The sequence below is a fragment of the Rhizobium sp. R693 genome (genome assembly GCF_002211315.1).
Lineage (GTDB): Bacteria > Pseudomonadota > Alphaproteobacteria > Rhizobiales > Rhizobiaceae > Rhizobium.
Genome location: NZ_LOKY01000008.1, coordinates 129,297 through 147,884 on the forward strand (window position 1 = coordinate 129,297; position 18,588 = coordinate 147,884).

Genomic DNA, 18,588 nt, shown 5'->3' on the forward strand with positions numbered 1-18,588 from the left:
AGGCGATCGACCAGCTGGGCTACGTGCCGAACCGGGCAGCCCTTATGATGCGGCAGAACAAGTCCGGCATTATCGGAGTGATGACCGACGTCATATCGACCACACCAGATTCCACTGAAATCATTCGCGGTATCCAATCGGCGGTAGAAGGCGCCGGCTACTCGATGTTGATGGTCAACACCGGCGGCGATCTGGAGCGAACCAGACAATGCTGGCGAGAACTCAAGGGACACCGTGTCGATGGCGTGATTTACGGCACGATGTTCCAGCGCGAATTGCGCCAGGAAGAGCTGGATCCAGAGGTCAAGACAGTGTTGGTCAACTGCCATGAGCCACCTGGCGTCGAAGTGTCGAAGGTTGTTCCCGGTGAACCCGAGGGTATGAGGGAAGCCGTCGACACGGCAATTGCGCATGGCCACAGAAAGTTCGGATATGTGCGGCTCAACCCGCTTATTCTTGCGGCCGATATCCGGGAAGCCGCGTTGCGTACAAGGCTTGGTGAGCACGGCCTGGTGTTGCGCGAGGAATGGTGCATTTCTGGAGTGACTGGTCCGATCTTCGGCGACACCTTCGTTGCTTTTGACAACGCCATGGCACTACTTGGCAAACAGGACCGTGCCAGCATCCTGTTTTGTGGCAACGACGAGATTGCCCTTCAAGTATTCTGCGCCGCCAGTTGCTTAGGCATCCGGGTTCCGGAGGAGTTGAGTATCGTCGGCTTTGACGATTTCAAAGTGGTCACCGAGGTGATGCGGCCCAGCCTGACGACAGTTGCTTTGCCGTACTACGAGATGGGTCAGGCGGCTGTTGCAACTCTTGTATCGACTATCGGCAATGAGCAAGTTCCTGGCGTCCAGTCGGTAGCGTGCCGGTTCGTCCAGCGGCAGTCGCTCGGAACTGCACCGTAAAGAAGTACCGGCATTCAGTTCTCGGACCAGACCGGACTTTGGCTTTTGACCCGCGTGAACGATCAGGCCGACGAGATCAGAAAGAGCTTGACCAAAATGCCCGATTAAAGAAGCGGTCATCCTCGCGCGTTTATCTTGACGTTCTTCTGCCTCCCTCGGCTCGTTGTTCGTAGGGGTACCGTCTTGCCGTACTCTTGCCACCAGGCTGTCAAGGCCTCCATAGTTGGCCCGAGACCCCTAGCCTTGGCCGTGATCTCGTAGTCGACCCGAGGCGGCACCTCGGCGAACACCGTTCGCGTAACGAGGCCATCTGCCTCCAGTTCCCGCAGTTGCGCCGTCAACATGTGTTGCGTGATGCCAGGTATAGCCTTCCTTAGCTCGCCGAAGCGATAGACGCGCTGGTTGAGAAGCCACATGATCTCCAGCTTCCATTTGCCGGAAAGCAACGAGAAGGCCCGCCGCATCTCCTCGTGCATGTTGATTTCGCCGCCCTTATTAGTACGCTTTTCCATACTAGAATATCCAAATTCATCCTACTTGCGCGGATCGATCTTACACTACATTTTCTGTGTCAGACCAGGGCCACGGGGGCTCCGGAACGCCGAAATAAATCGAAACGCATGAAACCTGCCGGGAGCCTTGGCGGGAAAGGATATTCAATGGCCGAAAACTACATCTATTGGATCAGCACGGCGCTACTTAGTCTGTTGTATCTCGGATCCGCCACGACCTATATCGTAAAGACGGAATGGGTCCGCCAGACCGTCGTGGGCTTCGGATATCCGGCTTATCTTGTTCAGGTTCTCACCGCCGTCAAGATACTCGCCGTAGCTGCCGTGCTTTTGCGCTTCAGCGTTGCGCTGAGCGATCTGGCCTACGCTGGCATGCTGTTTCACCTCGTCCTTTCGACAATGGCCCATATTGGTGTTCGCAACCCCCTCGGCGCACTGCCAGCCCTGCTTGGCCTGATGTTCCTCGTCACCTCGTTCGCGACCCAGAACTTTGCTCGCGACATTCCCTCACCCTATGCGCTGTCGCGGACCGCGCACTGAAAGCAATGAAAAGGAGACCCGCCATGGGAAAACTGAATGGAAAAATAGCGATCGTCGCAGGCGCTGGCCGGGGCATCGGACGGGCAACGGCGAAACTGTTTGCCGCTGAAGGTGCGAAGGTGGTCGTAGTGTCGCTGACGCCAGCGAATGTGGACGCGCTCGTCGCGGACATTCATGCAGCGGGTGGAACGGCCCTCGGCGCTCCATGCGATCTCAGCGACGGGGATCAGGTCAAGGGCGTTGTCTCCAAGGCAGTCGAAACTTACGGCGGCATCGACATCCTGGTAAACGTGGCCTTTGACAACTCGGCGGCAATGTCGTCCATCGCCGACCTATCGGTGGAGCAATTGCAACGCAATTTTGATACCGGGCCGATCGCCTACCTGCGCACGATGCAGGCCTGCTACCCCTATCTGAAAGTGAGCGGCGAAGGCCGCGTTATCAACTTCGCCTCTCTTGCAGGCGTCATAGGGTTGGCTTCGTACGGCCCCTACAATCTCGCGAAGGAAGCGGTGCGTGCGCTGACAAGAACAGCAGCGCGTGAATGGGGGGGCGACGGGATCACTGTCAACAACGTGCTCCCTGTTGCTGACACGTGGGGCGCGGGAGCCGACACCCCACCTCCACAAAATACACTCGGACGCCATGGGTCACCTGACAACGACATCGCTCCGGTCGTCCTATTCCTGGCGAGTCGTGACTCTCGGTTCATCACGGGCTCCAGTTTAACACCTGATGGCGGTCAGATCATCGACGCCGCCCGATAATCATTTGAAGTGCGTCGGCTGGAACGGCGCACTTCGTTCTCGCAGGAGTAATGAATGACTGTTCTCCCTATAACGTCGCTCTTTGCTGCTGGCTTTGCGCTGGCATTGGTTGCCCTATCAATCGCGATATCCCTCCGACGCGTGAAGCTCGGTGTCATGATCGGCCAAAGCGAAGACGAGGTCCTTCGGAACAGGATAAGATTGCACGGCAACTTCGTTGAATACGTACCGCTTGGACTTATCATTCTGGGGTTTGTCGAAGCTCATGGCATCTCGATCGCGGCAGTTTTATCTGCCGGAGCAGCACTTGCTCTGGGTCGCGTTTTACATGCGACAGGCATGCTTCGGCCATCTGATGCTGTCAGAGGCTTAGGTATGGCGCTGACATATCTTTCGCTCATCTCGTCGGCGCTAGTCATCGGCGGCAGCGTGGTGTTTTTCTGAGAGGATGAACCGCAGCAATCTCAGTATTCTCGTTTTATCATGTCTGCTTTGCGCGATTGCGGTCATTGGCCGATTAAAGGCAGGCGCGCGAGAAGCTGCCGCGTCTGAATGACGTCCCAGGAGATGTATTCCGTGATTGCCAAGCCGACGATGTCCGCTCGCATCGCAACGTCATTGAGGAGGCGAAAGACAGTGTCCGGCTCCAAGCGGCCTCGTGGCACACCGGCGAGAAATCTCGTCTCAGGGTTAGGCTTGTTGAAAAGGATAGGCCCGAAGCGGGCAGGAATGATCGCGTCAACATCCAAGTGCACGGCCACATGATCGATGCGCTGCTCTACGAGCCACCCAATAATGGGAGTGCTGGCAGCGGAAAGTTCCTCCGAACCCGTTCTCCGCAAGAACAGATCACGCAGAACCTCGTCTTCTGATGACGACCACTCATCCAGACCGGCATACATGACACAGGCGGGATCGACGGGAACGTCCACCTCCGCCACAAAGTCCGGATCACCGCGCCCGAGAAGCATTCCCAAAACCTGCGCGTTGCCCTGATGGGTTTCCTTGAACGTCTGAACGTCCGGATGCGCGTCGATCCACAGAACGCCGAGCCGCCCATTATATCGCTTGTTCAGCTATGCGATTGGGGCGAGATCAACGAGGCAATCGCCGCCGATGGTCAAAATCCGGTCCGGCATGTGCCTTTCGATGGCGCGACGCGCGGCCTTTGCCTGATCAAGAAGGGCCGCCTTCTCTAGCATTCCATCCTCTGTCCTAAGAGGCCGGTGAGCTTGATCGGGAGCAATTACCTCGACGGTTTCACTAGGGCCGTCAGACGTCGGAAGCAACCAGGACAACAGTTGGGAACTCAGGTGATATTCGTTGAGGACTCCACCCTGCCACTGCGGCATATGCAGCCTTAATGTCCTTTTACCCTTGTCGTCCACGTCACCGTCCTCCTTTTGGCGTTCAAGAAGATACATAGGCTTATTGCGGCCATTCCAATGAATGCACTGGGCCGGTAGCCGACAACGTCAGCGCGTTTGGGGCGGCCAGATGGAGACAGCGCCTCCGTCCGGGGATTGAGCGGTCGCGGGACCGCGCCGAGCGAGCAAATAGAGCGCAACGATATGGGTGATCATCAGCAGCGGTACATAGATGATCACGATCGCGTAGGTAGCGCCTAACTGCCCCGCCAACGCCGGCAGGCCAAACTGAGCGCCATGATAGTAGTCGATGATGAGGTCACCGGCTCCGACGAGATTGAAAGCACTGGTGAACAGCCAAAACAGCGGACGGACGTGAAACGAGACTAGAGCCAGCATGGCCAGCACTCCGGTGGCAAAGTCACCATAAGCGGCCATGACCGCAAAATCGCCCGGCAGATTGGGACCGACGACTCCGGGAAGAATGAACACCAACCCGAAAAAGCGGAAACTGTGAAGCGTTGCGATGGCCCGCAACGCCTCGGCGCGGTCCATCGATCTAAGCCGGGGCAAGACATAGGCACCGACACAAAGCAGCCATGGAACATAACCCAGGATCAGGTGAAGCTGGAAGATAGTTGCCGGCGACATTTTTTGTCTCCTCCCAAGCGGTTTCCAGGCAGATATACGGCCGCTTACATCGCGCAACTATTCGCGATAATATGAATAGGTCATGAAGCAGAACTTCACAGTAAGGCAAGGAGCGCTCGACGGGTTGGAAGCGTTCCTGAGCGTTGCCCAACACCGCAGCTTTCGAAAGGCAGCGGCGGAACTGAACGTGACACCTTCGGCCATCAGTCAGGCTGTGCGCACGCTCGAGTCGCGCATCGGAACGGCACTATTTACAAGAACAACGCGTAGCGTCGGACTGACGGAAGCCGGCGAACGGTTCCTCTCGCGTGCAAAGCCGGCCTTCGAAGAACTCGTCGCCGCCAGCGCGGTCGCGCAGGACCTTGGACAACGACCGACAGGACGGTTGCGCCTCTCGGTGCCGCGTGCCGTTGTCCCGATCGTGCTTGAGCCTCTGATTGCGTCCTTCTCAAAGGCCTATCCCGAGGTCGAGGTGGAGATCGCCGCCAGCGAGAAATTCGTCGATCTCGCGGCCGCAGGCTTTGATGCGGGTATAAGAATGGGTCAGTTCATCGCCGCCGACATGATCGCGGTTCGGCTAACTCCACCGTTCCGGCTTACGATCGTCGGGAGCCCGAGCTACTTTGCCGGCCGAAAACTGCCCGAACTCCCTGACGATCTGCGCCACCATGCGTGTCTGAGAATGCGCCGCTCCAATGGCGCGCTCGCGCTGTGGTCGATCAACGACAATGGCAATGTGATCGAGGCCGCCGTCGCGGGGCCACTCATCGCTCATGACTTCCCGACCATGCTCGGCGCAGCGGTAGAAGGCATGGGGTTAGCCCAGGTGCCCGAGCCCATCGCGGTTGATCAGATCAAAGCGGGAAAGCTCATGGAGGTGCTCAAACCATTCGCGCCCATGGGACCGGGCGTATTTCTTTACTATCCCAACCACCATCAAATGACACCAAAACTGCGCGCCTTCATCGATCACGTGAAGAAGCATCCACATTCTGCGAGCAAAGCCCGAATTCACGACAACGGTGAATAGCTCGAGTTGCGAGGAAAGCCGACGCCAAGGCAGCATGGCGCGACGGCCAGGTGGCCGTTTTGGGCCCCGTTCGCTGCCCGTCCGGTTCTGGCCGTGGAAGTCGGTAAGCTGCCGTTCCGCTGAGGACCTCTCTCACGATGTTCCACGATCTATCGCAGCTTCGCGCAAGAGGAATGGTGCCACCCGTGTGGCGCTTCATACCTGCGGGCTGACGGTACCAAGCCATTGCGCAATTGCCGAGGGGACCGGGCGCCCTGTATTCCTGAGATCGTACATGCACTCTTCCCCTACCTGTACTCGGCAGACCGTGAAAGCCAGCCGCTCCTCACGACTGTTGTCAACGAAAACCGTTGCATCGGCAATCTTTGAAGCTGCGCCAATGGCACGCTGGGTTTTCGGGAATCGGCGTATCAGACGCTCCGTCTCAACGTCATGCCCGTGTTCCGCGACACGCGTCTGAACGCGAAGAATAGAGAGTTCGACATTGGAGAGACCGACAAATAACAACAGAACAAAATAGCCGGCTGCCTGCATGTCGCGAATAAGCTCGAGCTTGGAATGGACGGTGCCATCCGCAAGCTCCTCCCAGTAAGAAAAAACCGTCTCCATGGCGAAGGGAACTTTAGATTGCATCGCGTGGCCGACAAAGGCCTGAACGCCGTCCTGTGCCACTTTCATCCAGCTTTGGTCGGTGTCTCTGAGAGACTGCGCCCATGGAACCAGAGCCCCGTCGCTGCCCGCCTCAGGCAGGATGGACAACATCATTCGGTCGGCGTTTATGAGTGGGATTTGGAGCCTATCCGAAAGGACCTACCGCCACATCGTCGACTTTCCCGAACCGTTGTGGCCTGCAAGGATTATCGCAAGCGGCTTTCCTGTTATCCGCTGAGCGTGAAGAATCTGATCAATCGCTTCGTTCGGACGCCTCAATCAATGACCTCGAAAACGCCGTTTACCAAACGACCACGTTCGGTACGTCCGTCCAAGCGTCGTATGAACACGCCAGCTTCGTTTTCTGCAATTGAGAAGCGGGGGACGCCTTTCTTAGAGCGAAGGGACACGCCTGGCTTCGCCAGTTTGGCCGTTACTCTCGCAAGCGCTTCGGTGCTTTTTTTGACGTTCACCTGCACGAACTCGGAACTAGGCTTTGCACCGGTAACAACAACACTACCGAACTTCACCTTGCTGGGACGCGACCTCCTCGAAGTACGCATTGTGAGTGTCGATGCGGCCCCGGTGGCTGGTTTTTTGGACGTCGTCTTTGCCATACAGAGAAGATAGCGATTCTTTGAACGCGTCGCCAACCTTTAATGCAAGGGAAATCCCCCTCTCCAAGCAGGCCGACGTGTCGGATTGATCCGTGCCCGGCGCCGCTCATGGGTGAGCACAACTGCCTGCGTCGTGAGGCGCTCCCTAGCGGCGGAACCGGGGCCGAAAGCAGACTGTCAGCACCTGGACTGGTAACTCGAGAACCTGACATCACGGACCCCCTGTGGAAAGTCCATGATCGCCCAAGTCACAGGCTACCGGCTAGCGTTGGAAGGTGAGGTGGATGGTGCCACTCGGCGCCGTTTCCGCCTTGACTGTGTAGCCAGCTTCTAAGCCGCGCAGATCGTCCCACAGGCGTATGCCGCGCCCAAGCAGAATCGGAGCGATAGCAACATGAAGACGATCGACAAGGCCTGCCTTGAGGAAGTCGCGAACGACGGTAGCACCACCGCCAACCCGCAAATCTTTGCCGCCCGCCGCACCAAGAGCCCGTTGCAGCGCATCAGCAGGCGTGGTGCTGAGGAAATCGAAAGTCGTCCCACCGGCCATCTCGATGGAGGGCCGTGGCTTGTGGGTGAGGACGAAGACCGGAACCCGGAACGGTGGCTCGTCGCCCCACCAGCCACGCCAGTTCGGATCGTCGGGAAAGTTGTGGAGCCCGAACATGCCAGCGCCCATAATCTCGGCACCCACGTTTTCGAAGGACTCCTTCGCGTAATTGTCATCGACGCCCGTCGTCCCTGCTCCCGTGGTATCCTTGAGCACGCGCTCACGGAACGTTCGCGTTGCGGCATATGCGCCGACGAGACGTGGCCAGTCCACGCCGAACGGGGCTTCGGGCGTCTGGTCCGTCGTTGTCGCGAAACCGTCGAGCGAGATCATGAGATCGACACGAACTACCACTGGAGTCCTCCTTGTGAGTGGTTGCATAACCGCTGCGATACTAGGCGAGCTAGATACTAAGGCATGTACCTTTATATATTGGGTCGGACACTAAGGCAATTACCTTTTTATCCTTGACCAGCTCCCTGACGCGTTTTAATTAGTCACATGCCTTACCATTCGACTCCCCTCGACCTCGCCTTTCACGCTCTCAGCGACCCGACCCGCCGGGCTGTGGTGTCGCGGCTGGTCGAGGGCGAGTTGCCGGTCAGCGTCCTGGCCGAGCCTTTCGACATGGCGCTGCCCTCCTTCGCCCAGCATCTCAAGGTGCTGGAAGATTGCGGGCTGATCGCCAGCGAGAAGCGCGGGCGCAGTCGCTGGTGCCGGCTGGTGGAGGCGCGCTTCGACGAGGCGGCGGACTGGATGGAAGCGGAGCGCCGGCGCTGGGCCGAGCGGTTGGATCGGCTGGAAGTCTACTTGGACAAAACGGAAGAGGATGATGAAGGACATGGCAAATCTGCTTGAAACCTGGTCGCTCGATCGCGAGATCGTGCTGGTGAAGCTGCTGAACCACCCACGCGACAAGGTCTTTGCCGCCTGGATGGACCCCAAGGCGCTGGCCGAATGGTACGGCCCGGCCGGCCTCAGCATCGAGAACCACGAAGCCGATATCCGCGAGGGCGGGGTCTGGCGGTTCGATATGGTGGGCGTGTTCGAGGGCCAGAAGCAGCGCATCCCGAACCTCATGCGCTTTCTGGAGATCGTGCCGAACGAGCGGATCGTGATGGACTATGGCACGCCCGACCCCGACGACCCCGACCGTTTCCGCGCCACGGTGACGTTCGATGAGCAATCCGACGGCAAGACGGTGCTGACCATGCGCCAGCTCCACCCCAGTCGCGAGCGGCGTCAGGTGGTCATCGGCTTCGGCGCGGTCGAATACGGGCTGCAGACGCTGGACGGCCTCGCCGCCTGGCTGGACCGCTGAGCCCTTGGCCGCTCAGTGCCGCCCGCGCCAATTGGCGATGGCCGAGGCTGCGTGCAGATCGAGCTGCGCTTGATCGCGCAAGTCACAGCTTGACGGAACAGGATGGCCACACACGATGTCTGCTTTCGGGCGGCTGCTATCTTGATCTGTACGTACGACAGCATGGGAGGCGCGAAGCGGAAATTGTTTCCGACGGCTTTCGACCCAAAGCGGTCATGCCCGAACCCAACGATACAGGCCACCAACCACCTGCAATTACATATCAGCGTTGCATAATAGGTGGTATGCGTTTGCCTAAAATAAGATCATAAGGCGCGTAGCTGATGCACATGAGGATCTTAATTATGGATTGGTTTCCTGTAGTCTTCGCAACGTTCAAGGTTCTCGTGTTGGGCACTGGCATGTACTTCGCCATCAAGTGGCATGACGATCAAGGGGAGAAGGGGGAGAGAGGCGCGGTGCTACGCGCGGGCGGCAAGATGGCCGCAGTCTTCGTGCTATTGCTCTTCGGCTTGGTGCTCTTCACCTTCGCCCTTGGCAGGATGCTCGGTTTGGACTTGAGCTTCCCATGATGGCATCATTGATGTCCCCAGCCCCCGCAGAGGCCCCCGGAGGGCCGACGACAATTCGGTAGGCCGCACAAGCGAGCTGAAGCTAACGTCTCCTATTGGCGCAACTGCGACCCGGTGTTGTCACTGTGTAACGTCCGCTTTGCAGCAGCAACCGTTGGCCCGATGACCACTATGGGGGCGCGATGCAGCCGAAAACTGACAGCGAGTAGGAAGTCCGCTTTGAGCCGCACGCGGACTGGCCGCTTCTGGCATCGGAAAAGCGACAGCAGACATTCAACGATCCGGATCGAGGTCTCGGATGCCCCCCTTCGGTCATTGCTGCTCGGTAGGAACGTCGCGAGAGGGTGGAAAGCGGTCATTTGCCTAGTCTTCAGGAAAGATGGCGTTACGACCGGAACCGGTCGTTTGATGTTCTGCCTCTCGCAGCAGGCCCTCGAGGCGGGTCGCCCATTCCTTGTTGCCATCTCTGAACGGACCAAGCGCATCGCCGGCAGGCTCCGGGAGATCGCCTACAGCGGCGGAGAAACGGCGAGCCTCCTGACTATGTCCCAAGGCCGTGTGGCAGCACGCCTGGATGCGGAGCAGCGCCGGCCAGTCAGGCCGCGCCTTTAGCGCCACACGCCCCGTGTCAAGCGCGCCCTCGACGTCGCCCGAAAAGAACAGCGCAAGCATCAAGAGACTGAACCAGACCGCATTCTGCGGATCATGGGGGTTGAGTTCGAGGCCGCGAGCCAGCGGCTTTCGCGCGCCGGCCGCATCGCCAACGAAAAGGCGGGCCATACCGAGGACGAGATACCCCAAGGCGAAGCTCGGACCGAGCTCGATGGACCGCTCGGCTGCGAGGATCGCCTGGTCAGCCCTACCTGTGTAGGCCGACACAATCGCCAGCGCATAGTGCGCATACGGATTCCGGGTGTCGAGATATATCGCCCGCAAGGCCGCATCGAGTCCTTCCTTCGCGTCCGCAGAGGGATTTTCTGTCCAGCCATAGGCGATGAGGCCTGCGTTGACCCGTGCCCGCCAGATCTGCGCCTCTGGAAGCATGGGATCGAGCTCTGCGGCCTCTCGGAAGAATCGCCTTGCGAGAAGATGGGTTGGCTGCGTTACCTTGTGAAATTTGAATGTACCTTGCCGCACAAGGTCCCATGCGGTCACGTTGCCGGTGTGCGGAGCAACCTGAAGTCCATGCCGTAACAGCAGCTCGGGCTCGACCGCCGCTGCGATCCGCTCGGCGATGGCGTCCTGCACCGCAAATACCTCGGCCACCTGAAGATCGTAATGTTCGGACCAGACGGTGGCGCCCTTCATTGCGTCGGCGAGGTAAACCGATATCCGCATCCGATCGCCGGTATGCCGGATGGCTCCATCCACCAGAAAATCAACGCCAAGTTCGTGCGCGATAGACTTCGGATCCCTCGGGCCATTCCTCCTTGCGAAACTCGCCCCACGCGACGCGACGCGGAACCATCGGAACCGGGCGAGCGCCATGATCAGGTCGTCGGCGATACCGTCGGCCAGATATTGTCTCTCGGCATCCCCGCCAAGATCTTCGAAAGGCAGTACTGCAATCGCGGGGCTGGATCTCGCCTCCGCATGCCCTTCGCTACCGGGTCCGTCGGGCCGGCTCTCCACCAGACCGGAAAATCTGTATCCGACCCGTGGGACCGTGATGATCCAGTCGCCCCCGTCTGATGCCGGGCCGAGCAGCTTGCGAAGCGCAGCAATCTGAACGGAAAGATTACTCTCCTCGACGGCGAGGCCTGGCCAAACGGCATCCATCATCGTCGACTTGGCGACGATACGCCCATCTGCCGCGAGCAGAACGGCAAGCAGCGAAGCGCCGCGGGTGCCGATCGCGACAGGCCGATTGTCACGGAGAAGGCATCCGTTCTCGGTAATGAACTCGAAGGGGCCGAATACAAGGTGCTGGGTGTTCATGATTTGGGAATGATACGCCCGATTTCGCAGTTTTCGGAATTTTTCGGCCCCGTTTCAGGACTTGCGCCGGCTCCGCGCGCAGATTCAGCTCTATGCAGTAGTTGAGGTGGTGGGAACGATGAAGAACGAAGCAATGCAACCGAAAAATGCTCACGCATTAACCGCGAAAATCGTACGCGGCAGTGACAGCTATGTCGCCGAGCAGGGATCTGTTTATCGCTCGGGAGTCTCGGCGGAGAGCGTCGGATCCAGCATGCTGTGGCTCGGGATGATCTCGCTACCCGCAGGAAGACGAACCAGCGCCCATCGCCATCAGGGACACGAGACGGCCCTATTTATGACCGCGGGCAAAGAGATCGAGATTTGGTCGGGGGCCGAGCTCGAACGGTGCGAAAAGGTCCACCCCGGCGACTACCTGTTCATTCCGGCCGGCGTTCCGCATGTGGCTGTCAATCGCAGCACGGAAAACGCCGAGTTCCTTGGTGCCCGCAACGACCCCGCAGCGAACGAGAGCGTCGTGCTGATGCCGGAACTCGACGACATCGTGCCCTAATCAGGCTGGGAGGTGCACTATGGCAATCATCGAACAACGTCTGGCCGCTATGGGTCTGGAACTGCCCGAACCTCTGAAAGTTCGCGAGGGGCTGCGGATGCCTTTCGCCTGGGTCCGCGTGCGCGGCACCCGCGCCTACATTTCGGGTCACGTCGCGTGCAACCAGGATGGGACATTGGCAAAACCCCTTGGCAAGGTCGGGACCGAGGTTTCGCCTGAGCAGGGTTACGCGTCAGCGCGGCTCGTTGCCCTGGCTCATCTCGCGAGCCTTAAGCGGGCTGTCGGAAACCTCGATCGGGTTACGGCTTGGCTGCGCGTCTTCGCCATGGTGAATGTTGCTCCGGGTTTCAATGAGACCCCGCTGGTCACAAACGGTTATTCCGATTTGATACTGGAGCTGTACGGTCCTGACGCTGGCGCCCACGCCCGCTCGTCCATCGGCATGGCCATCCCTTTGAATGCGCCTGTAAACTGCGAAGCGGAAGTGGAAATTGACGGGGGACCGCTTAGGGTCGGATTATGATCTTTGCGGGGTGCGGCGAGCGTCTCGCGCGGATAATCGACTAGGTCCGTAAGATCGCTGCGCTCTGGTCTTCGCCTCCCCATCCGGCACGACTAACATCAGGCTGGTGCCATCGTTCCCCAACGTCGTACATTGTTGTAAAATTTCGCTCTAGTGGCAGCTTTTGAAAAATGTTGTCTGACCTTGGAGTGACCAAGTTGGGAGCGCCAGACAGTCGCCCAGGTTACCTGCGGCGAAGGTCGGCTCGGAGCCCAACAGCGGACGCCAGCTTCACTGCGACGGATGGCCGACTTGGGGCCGCAAGCCGACATCAATGGTCCGTGCGTGGTCTTACCTAAGTCCGCGGAACTGTCGCCGCCTTTCTCGTTGGGCATTTTAGCCATTGGTAATGGTGCCCCACTGGATGGCGTTCTCTATGACAATACCATCAAGGAGACCGCGATCCAGGCAAATGTTTGCGCGTTCGGGTAACAGGCAAGCGACGGCAATGGGGCCGGGAGCGGTCACAGCGAGTTAGATGTCAGTCGCCCGTCGGCCTCTTTTCTGCCGACCGACGTGCGCGGATCGCGCTCGCGATAAATACGCGAGAAAGCCCATGATAAAGCGGCTCGTGAGTGAGTATCCTGGAGGTGATATACCCGATCATCGAAACCGCCATGATCGGCATCACAGCCTGATGGTCTCCAGTCATCTCCAAGATAATGACGAAGGCGGTCATTGGCGCTTGGACGATACCAGAGAAGTATCCTGCCATGCCCAAGATTGCGGCGAGCGCAATGCTGGAGCCGAATAACGAGCCGACGGTGCTGCCAAATCCGGCCCCAATTGCAAGGGAGGGGGCGAATATGCCGCCGGGTATGCCTGAGAGCATAGACAGAAAGCTCGCAACAAGTTTTTCGGTGAAGAACATCAGCGGCGGGGCGTGCCCTTCAACAGCGCCCCTGGCCTGTTCGTAACCAGTGCCGAAAGTCGCACCATCCGATGCAACACCGACGATGGCAACGGCCAGCCCGCACAGTCCGGCAACGATCACGGCACGCTGCAGCGGTCTAGGATGAACCCATCGCCTTACCCGCTGGCCGAAATGAAGCGCGAAGCCGCTGAAGCTCGCGCCAAGCCCGCCGCCGCCGACCCCGCAGATGACGACCAGAGCCCAGTCCTTGACTTCAGTTGGTGCCACCGAAGCCTCGCCGAAGTAGTTGTAGTTGCCTGCAAGCCCAAGAGCGGCCAAGCCGGATAGAACGACGGCAGTCAAAACGACTCCATTCGCACGGGACTCGTAGGCGCGGCTCATTTCCTCTATTGCAAAGACAATCCCTGCCAGCGGTGTATTGAATGCGGCGGCGATACCGGCTGCCGATCCCGCCAGGATCAATCCTCGTGCTTGGGCTATGCCGCCGCAACGCGCCACCGTTAGCATGATAGACCCACCGACCTGAACAGTGGGTCCCTCACGTCCAATTGACGCGCCACAGAACAGACCCAGGACAGTCAGGACAATCTTACCGACAGCAATGCGCAGAGAAAGCAATCGGCCGCGATCTTCGTCATCATGAAGGTGTCTTGCCGCAATAGCTTGCGGGATGCCGCTTCCCTGGGAGTTGGGAAAGACCCGCGCTGCCAAATAGGCTGAGAGCATGAAGCCAATGGGCGTGATCAGCAGCGACAACAAGAATGCGTTCTGGCTCGACGAAGTGATCGAGAGGAATGTTCTTTGCGCCAGATCGGCCGCCTCGGCGAAGCCGACGCTTACGATCCCGATCGTGATTGCACCTATCCAGAAAACCAGTCTCGGCCGCCATTGCGAGAACGATCCCCATAAGACACGGGATCGGCGGAGAACCTTTGACTTTCGATAGGGGAGGGGCATTGGACGCTTGAAGTAGGGTAAGGTCTAGGCCTTGTACGCGCACTTTCATGGCACGTCACCCCGAGAGGTGGGTATTATTGAGAAGAATGTCGGGGGTCGACTGCAATCATTCGCAACCGAGCAGGTGGTCGAAGGCAAGTTAAGCTGCGTGAAGGCGCCAAGAAGCTATCGGAGTTCGTCGGCTTGCTCGACAACTTCGAGTTCTGCACGACCCGGAACATTTCCGTTTCGCTTGCCTCAATGCTATTCATGGCCATATCCCGGTAAGCGCAGCACGAGACGCATTCATTCACGCTGCGGAGGAAGCCGGAATTCCCGTGATTGCAATTCGTGTAGTCCTCGACGGTGACGCTCGGACGTATCGGAGGGGATGTTGTCCATCTCGTTGCCAAATAGCTGTTGATCTATCGCAGGATATCGCAGGACCTTCGAGCATTGGAGAATGCGACACGGAGCCAGCACGCCTGGCTGAGTATCAAGGATAAATGGGGAGGTCAGCGATGACAGTCCAATCGGGTCCGACAATCCAATATGCTTCAGTCACGCACAAGGGCTTGGTTCGCCAACAGAACGAGGATGCCATCCTCGTCGCAAATGCCATCTTGGTGGGTGATGACGCATCGCGCAGTGGTACGGTTTCCGTCCAAGGACGCCCGGCATTTGTCATCGCGGACGGCATGGGTGGCCACGCCCGCGGTGAGGTCGCGAGTAGCTACGCGCTGGAATGCCTCAAGGCAGATATGGACCGCTTTGACGACGCTGACTGGGATGATCGCATTCGCCGTGCCAACAAGGAGATATTCAAGTTGATGGCGCGCCGTCCGGAGTTGACGGGAATGGGCACCACAGTGGTGGGGGTAGAACTTGGCCCATCGTCGCTCACCGTTTTCAACGTCGGCGATAGCCGAGGCTACCGTGCTGGTCACGGGAAGCTTATCAAAGTCACAGTCGATGACGTGCCAGAACAGTTCGGCCAGGCATGGCGCAGTCATCAGATAACGCAGGCGCTGGGCGGTCGTCTTACACCGAGTCGCATCTTTCCTCACGTCAGCACTCAAGAGCCGCTTGGAGATGGGGAAACGCTGCTCCTCTGCAGCGACGGGCTTTCGGACATGCTTCCGGACGCCGTCATTCATCGCGTTCTTTCAATGGAAATGGACGTGCAAGCCGCTGCCAATGCTTTGTTGCAGGCCGCTTTGGAGGCCGGCGGAGACGACAACATTTCTGTGATTGTCGTGGGCTTGGGGTCTGGATGACAATATGATGAATGCGGGCCGGCTCAGGTTCTGGATGCCATGAAGAATTGGGGAGATGCGCTCCCCAAAAACCATTTTTCGGATTGATGCTAGCCCTGTGTCACGATTGTTCTGACAACATCTTTTCGGTGGCGGTCCGGCGCGCACCGATCGCCGAAAATATCGACTTTCTATTTGCTTATTAATAGATGGCAAATGCCGAAGTGGCGGAGATGACTGTTTACAATGCAGGTCGTCTGCATTTCCGCCCAGCCTCACTGAGACGAGTAGCCATTTGCTCTAATCTTTGCCGAAATCAAACGGCCTTAGCTCATCGCGCCGCGAAGGAAGGTCTCTGAAGCGCGCCGAAAGAAATTGCTGGAGAAGGGGGCGGAAGTCGGCGCTCATATCCTGTTCGGCACCGTCGTTGATCCCGTTGGCATCGACCGGCTGCTGCCGGATTGGCGCAAAGGAGGCTGACCATCCGTTCAAGACGGAGGTGACCGATGATCACTTCCTGGTGCTCGGCCCGGCAGTCTCCATCCGCCTGCCGTACATCCTGATGCCGCCCTTAATGAACAATCACGGTAATTACATCGTCTCGCTCGGCAACGTCTGTCGGTGGCTCGCGACCAAGGCGGAAGAACTCGGCGTCGAGATCTATCCGGACTTTGCCGCAACCGAAGTGCTCTATAATGACCAGCGCGCCGTCATCGAGGCGGCGACCGGCGCCTGGCCGGTTCAGGGCTGGCGACGAATTATTGGCGTTTCGCGACAAACTTTGATCCCTGCCGGAGCTATTGACATCGCGGTGAGGGCCGCGATGTCATGCCGAGCCCACCAATCATCGAGGAACTTTCACTAGGCAGGAAAGCGCCAAAGGCGGCCTTAGTCACGCTCTTGTCTCCTTGCGCAATCACCTGGAAAATTGCGAGGCTTAGGTGAACTGATCAGACCGGGACCAGTCCGTGGCGGAGCATGATCTCATTGGCCTTAGCGATGTCCGGTTTGCCGGGCACGTTGACCACCTCGGCAATTTCCTCGAAATAACGCCGTCCAATTGTACCCGGCGTGATGGTCGCCAAGGCCTTGGCTGTGCCATCATGCAGGTTCTCGTGATGGTGTACCGACCCTCGCGGAATGAACACGGCGTCGCCGGCGCGAATCTCGTGCGTTAGCCCATCGACGATGACCGTGAGCGTGCCTTCGAGGCCGTAGAGGAATTCGTCGGCATCGCGATGATGATGCGGAGCGGGGACGCGTGCCCGAGATGGCACTGTGAATTCGAATACTGTCGCGCCGACTTCACTGATGAGAAAACGCAGTTCGAGTTGTCCGATCCGCACAATATCGTTTTGCACCGCTTCCATAGAAAGTCTCCACGATGTAAAGTAACTTTACATCAACAAGTAAAGTGACTTTACATATATGTCAATCCTATCACCCCCGAATTCAATTCCCGACGCGTTGCCCGGCCCTCCGTTCTTCGGCGCGCTGCTGCGCGTTGTCTGGCAGCATGTGCGAGACCGCATGCTGCAAGCCATTCACGAGGCGGGGTTTGCTGACTTCCAGGAGGCGCATTTTGCCGTGTTCTCGTTTCCGCTGCCGGATGGCATGAGACCGTCCGACCTCGCGCGTCAGAAGCGGATGTCGCGACAAGCTGTGAACTATCTGCTCGGCCAGCTTGAAGACCTGGGCTATGTCGAGCGGCGCGCAGCCGACGGCAGCGATCGCCGATTGGTCTATCTAACGCCACGGGGGCATGAAGTCGTCGCAGCCATTTTCGGATGCCTTCGGCAGTTGCATGAGCAATGGTCCGAAGAGGTTGGAAAGGAGCGCTTCGATGACTTCGTAGATGTGTTGAAGCAGCTGTCGACCAAAGCAAAGATACCGACAACCCGCTGAAAAACTCAACTTTGCGACGGTGGCAAGGGCTGTCTCAGATCGGTTCGAGAACCGCACCTCCGAAGGTGAGCCGAGCTGAACAATTAAATATTAGCCTACGGAAGTCTACGGGGAGTGAAGGCCGCTTAAGGCCGAACCCGGATTTCCAACACATTCAAATTATGCCGAGCTTTCGATCCTGGACTACCAGAAATCTCGGGCCTTGGGGAACTTACGCGGCATAGTATCGGGCTCGGGAAAATGTACCGACTCGCATTTGTCCTCGCTAGAGGTCGCAGCAAAGTCCGCAATGGGGGCAACTGACAACGAGTTGCCTCGGCCCGATCGCGGTCAAGCTCACGGCAGTGGCGGCGATGCTTTCATTCGAAATCGAAAATTGACGAAACAAAGAGCACCTGATCTAACTCGACCAAGCCGCGAAATTGACCTTGGAAACGGAACGACTTTCTCCATGACAGCCAACCGCATCGTTCTCTCCAGCGACCCCTCCGGCATTCAGCTGCGACAGGCGATTGCCGGCCATATCGCGGAACAAGGCTGGGTGGTGGTCGACATCGGACCGACGACGCCGGAGAGCACACACTATCCTAAGCACGGCGAAGCGGCGGCGCGGCTCGTCGCCTCCGGCGATTGCCGGTTTGGCATCGTCCTATGCGGCACCGGCCAAGGCATCATGATGGCGGCGAACAAGGTAAAGGGCATCCGTTGCGGCGTCTGCGGCGATACATTCTCAGCCCGCATGATCCGCCAGCACAACGATGCCAACATGCTTTCGATTGGCATGCGCGCGGTGGGCGAGGGACTGGCTCTCGATATCGTGGATGCGTTCCTGACCGCCCGTTTCGAGGGCGGCCGTCATGCGACGCGGGTGGAGATGATTGAGGCGCTTGAGGGGTAGCGCCGTACTTTACTTCTTCCCTGGGAGAATATGTTTCATTTCAAGGTTAGACGTCATCGTGCTGCTACGACCACGACACCAGCGCCGACCATGACCCCTCCGGCCGTCTGGTTCACGCGGCGTACTATGTTTGGCGTCCTGAGTAGCCTGCGAGCACGGCCGGCGAGAATGACGTGCCCG

The 18,588-nt window shown here is 58.5% G+C and carries 22 protein-coding genes and 3 pseudogenes; 16 read left to right on the forward strand and 9 right to left on the reverse strand.

What is annotated here, in order from left to right; genetic code table 11:
- The first annotated feature begins 44 nt into the window (after positions 1–44).
- Positions 45–908 (forward strand): substrate-binding domain-containing protein, encoded by an 864-nt coding sequence (locus tag ATY79_RS09715; protein ID WP_245312340.1) that lies wholly within the window; start codon positions 45–47, stop codon positions 906–908.
- 116 nt (positions 909–1,024) lie between these two features.
- Here the strand turns inward: ATY79_RS09715 and ATY79_RS09720 are convergent, their stop codons facing one another.
- Complete coding sequence (locus ATY79_RS09720) at positions 1,025–1,420, reverse strand: helix-turn-helix domain-containing protein (protein WP_088703698.1); 396 nt, start codon at positions 1,418–1,420, stop codon at positions 1,025–1,027.
- Positions 1,421–1,567: 147 nt separating this feature from the next.
- Between ATY79_RS09720 and ATY79_RS09725 the strand changes: the two genes are divergently transcribed.
- The 3 genes from ATY79_RS09725 to ATY79_RS09735 are packed head-to-tail and all read left to right on the forward strand — an operon-like array spanning position 1,568 to position 3,171.
- Entirely contained in the window at positions 1,568–1,960 is a 393-nt protein-coding gene (locus ATY79_RS09725) for a DoxX family protein (protein WP_088703699.1), read from the forward strand.
- Between the two features lie 23 nt (positions 1,961–1,983).
- A complete protein-coding gene (locus ATY79_RS09730; RefSeq protein WP_088703700.1) occupies positions 1,984–2,727 on the forward strand; it encodes an SDR family oxidoreductase in 744 nt (247 codons plus the stop codon).
- Positions 2,728–2,781: 54 nt separating this feature from the next.
- Complete coding sequence (locus ATY79_RS09735; protein WP_088703701.1) at positions 2,782–3,171, forward strand: MAPEG family protein; 390 nt, start codon at positions 2,782–2,784, stop codon at positions 3,169–3,171.
- A 62-nt stretch (positions 3,172–3,233) separates the two neighbouring features.
- On the opposite strand, the gene ATY79_RS31365 is transcribed toward ATY79_RS09735, so the two are convergent.
- On the reverse strand, positions 3,234–3,803 hold the full coding sequence (locus ATY79_RS31365) for an arginase family protein (protein WP_348627565.1): 570 nt from the start codon (positions 3,801–3,803) through the stop codon (positions 3,234–3,236).
- On the opposite strand from ATY79_RS31365, the gene ATY79_RS31140 reads away from it, so the two are divergent.
- Positions 3,723–3,926, forward strand: coding sequence for a hypothetical protein (locus ATY79_RS31140; protein WP_210421401.1), 204 nt, complete (start codon positions 3,723–3,725; stop codon positions 3,924–3,926). The genes ATY79_RS31365 and ATY79_RS31140 overlap by 81 nt on opposite strands.
- A 276-nt stretch (positions 3,927–4,202) precedes the next feature.
- Here ATY79_RS31140 and ATY79_RS09745 read toward each other — a convergent pair whose 3' ends face one another.
- Complete coding sequence (locus ATY79_RS09745) at positions 4,203–4,745, reverse strand: hypothetical protein (protein ID WP_088703702.1); 543 nt, start codon at positions 4,743–4,745, stop codon at positions 4,203–4,205.
- A gap of 82 nt (positions 4,746–4,827) precedes the next feature.
- On the opposite strand from ATY79_RS09745, the gene ATY79_RS09750 reads away from it, so the two are divergent.
- A complete protein-coding gene (locus ATY79_RS09750) occupies positions 4,828–5,775 on the forward strand; it encodes a LysR family transcriptional regulator (protein ID WP_088703703.1) in 948 nt (315 codons plus the stop codon).
- A gap of 195 nt (positions 5,776–5,970) precedes the next feature.
- Here the strand turns inward: ATY79_RS09750 and ATY79_RS09755 are convergent, their stop codons facing one another.
- Both ATY79_RS09755 and ATY79_RS09765 read right to left on the reverse strand, forming a co-directional pair.
- Entirely contained in the window at positions 5,971–6,537 is a 567-nt protein-coding gene (locus ATY79_RS09755) for a toxin (RefSeq protein WP_210421402.1), read from the reverse strand.
- Between the two features lie 768 nt (positions 6,538–7,305).
- The gene (locus ATY79_RS09765; RefSeq protein WP_088703704.1) at positions 7,306–7,947 is read right to left on the reverse strand and encodes a dihydrofolate reductase family protein; all 642 of its coding nucleotides are present in this window, start codon (positions 7,945–7,947) and stop codon (positions 7,306–7,308) included.
- A 147-nt stretch (positions 7,948–8,094) separates the two neighbouring features.
- Here ATY79_RS09765 and ATY79_RS09770 point away from each other — a divergent pair, with 147 nt between their 5' ends.
- From ATY79_RS09770 to ATY79_RS09780, 3 genes are all read left to right on the forward strand, one after another.
- On the forward strand, positions 8,095–8,451 hold the full coding sequence (locus ATY79_RS09770; protein ID WP_088703705.1) for a metalloregulator ArsR/SmtB family transcription factor: 357 nt from the start codon (positions 8,095–8,097) through the stop codon (positions 8,449–8,451).
- Positions 8,426–8,914 (forward strand): SRPBCC family protein, encoded by a 489-nt coding sequence (locus tag ATY79_RS09775; protein WP_189637990.1) that lies wholly within the window; start codon positions 8,426–8,428, stop codon positions 8,912–8,914. Before ATY79_RS09770 ends, ATY79_RS09775 begins: the two co-directional genes overlap by 26 nt.
- Positions 8,915–9,258: 344 nt before the next feature.
- Positions 9,259–9,486: a hypothetical protein gene (locus ATY79_RS09780; RefSeq protein ID WP_088703732.1), complete on the forward strand. Its 228-nt coding sequence runs from the start codon at positions 9,259–9,261 to the stop codon at positions 9,484–9,486.
- 363 nt (positions 9,487–9,849) lie between these two features.
- On the opposite strand, the gene ATY79_RS09785 is transcribed toward ATY79_RS09780, so the two are convergent.
- Positions 9,850–11,424 (reverse strand): winged helix-turn-helix domain-containing protein, encoded by a 1,575-nt coding sequence (locus tag ATY79_RS09785; RefSeq protein ID WP_088703706.1) that lies wholly within the window; start codon positions 11,422–11,424, stop codon positions 9,850–9,852.
- Positions 11,425–11,542: 118 nt separating this feature from the next.
- Between ATY79_RS09785 and ATY79_RS09790 the strand changes: the two genes are divergently transcribed.
- Positions 11,543–11,977, forward strand: a complete 435-nt coding sequence (locus ATY79_RS09790) for a cupin domain-containing protein (RefSeq protein WP_088703733.1) — start codon at positions 11,543–11,545, stop codon at positions 11,975–11,977.
- 19 nt (positions 11,978–11,996) lie between these two features.
- Positions 11,997–12,500: a RidA family protein gene (locus ATY79_RS09795; RefSeq protein WP_088703707.1), complete on the forward strand. Its 504-nt coding sequence runs from the start codon at positions 11,997–11,999 to the stop codon at positions 12,498–12,500.
- 520 nt (positions 12,501–13,020) lie between these two features.
- Here the strand turns inward: ATY79_RS09795 and ATY79_RS09805 are convergent.
- Positions 13,021–14,370 carry a chloride channel protein gene (locus ATY79_RS09805; protein ID WP_088703709.1) on the reverse strand — a complete coding sequence of 450 codons (1,350 nt, stop codon included), beginning with the start codon at positions 14,368–14,370 and terminating at the stop codon, positions 13,021–13,023.
- A gap of 230 nt (positions 14,371–14,600) precedes the next feature.
- Here ATY79_RS09805 and ATY79_RS31370 point away from each other — a divergent pair.
- The 3 genes and pseudogenes from ATY79_RS31370 to ATY79_RS09820 all read left to right on the forward strand — a co-directional run.
- Positions 14,601–14,699: pseudogene (locus ATY79_RS31370) on the forward strand (DUF982 domain-containing protein); the annotation flags it as partial.
- 171 nt (positions 14,700–14,870) lie between these two features.
- Positions 14,871–15,626, forward strand: a complete 756-nt coding sequence (locus ATY79_RS09815; RefSeq protein ID WP_189637991.1) for a protein phosphatase 2C domain-containing protein — start codon at positions 14,871–14,873, stop codon at positions 15,624–15,626.
- Positions 15,627–15,980: 354 nt separating this feature from the next.
- A pseudogene (locus tag ATY79_RS09820) lies at positions 15,981–16,335 on the forward strand (electron transfer flavoprotein-ubiquinone oxidoreductase); the annotation flags it as partial.
- Between the two features lie 220 nt (positions 16,336–16,555).
- Here the strand turns inward: ATY79_RS09820 and ATY79_RS09825 are convergent.
- Positions 16,556–16,975 (reverse strand): cupin domain-containing protein, encoded by a 420-nt coding sequence (locus ATY79_RS09825; RefSeq protein WP_088703712.1) that lies wholly within the window; start codon positions 16,973–16,975, stop codon positions 16,556–16,558.
- A 58-nt stretch (positions 16,976–17,033) separates the two neighbouring features.
- Between ATY79_RS09825 and ATY79_RS09830 the strand changes: the two genes are divergently transcribed.
- Together ATY79_RS09830 and rpiB are read left to right on the forward strand one after the other, a co-directional pair.
- Positions 17,034–17,510 carry a MarR family transcriptional regulator gene (locus ATY79_RS09830; protein ID WP_189637992.1) on the forward strand — a complete coding sequence of 159 codons (477 nt, stop codon included), beginning with the start codon at positions 17,034–17,036 and terminating at the stop codon, positions 17,508–17,510.
- A 451-nt stretch (positions 17,511–17,961) separates the two neighbouring features.
- The gene (rpiB, locus tag ATY79_RS09835) at positions 17,962–18,408 is read left to right on the forward strand and encodes a ribose 5-phosphate isomerase B (RefSeq protein ID WP_088703714.1); all 447 of its coding nucleotides are present in this window, start codon (positions 17,962–17,964) and stop codon (positions 18,406–18,408) included.
- Between the two features lie 53 nt (positions 18,409–18,461).
- Here the strand turns inward: rpiB and ATY79_RS31960 are convergent.
- Positions 18,462–18,588, reverse strand: a pseudogene (locus ATY79_RS31960) (LysE family translocator); the annotation flags it as partial.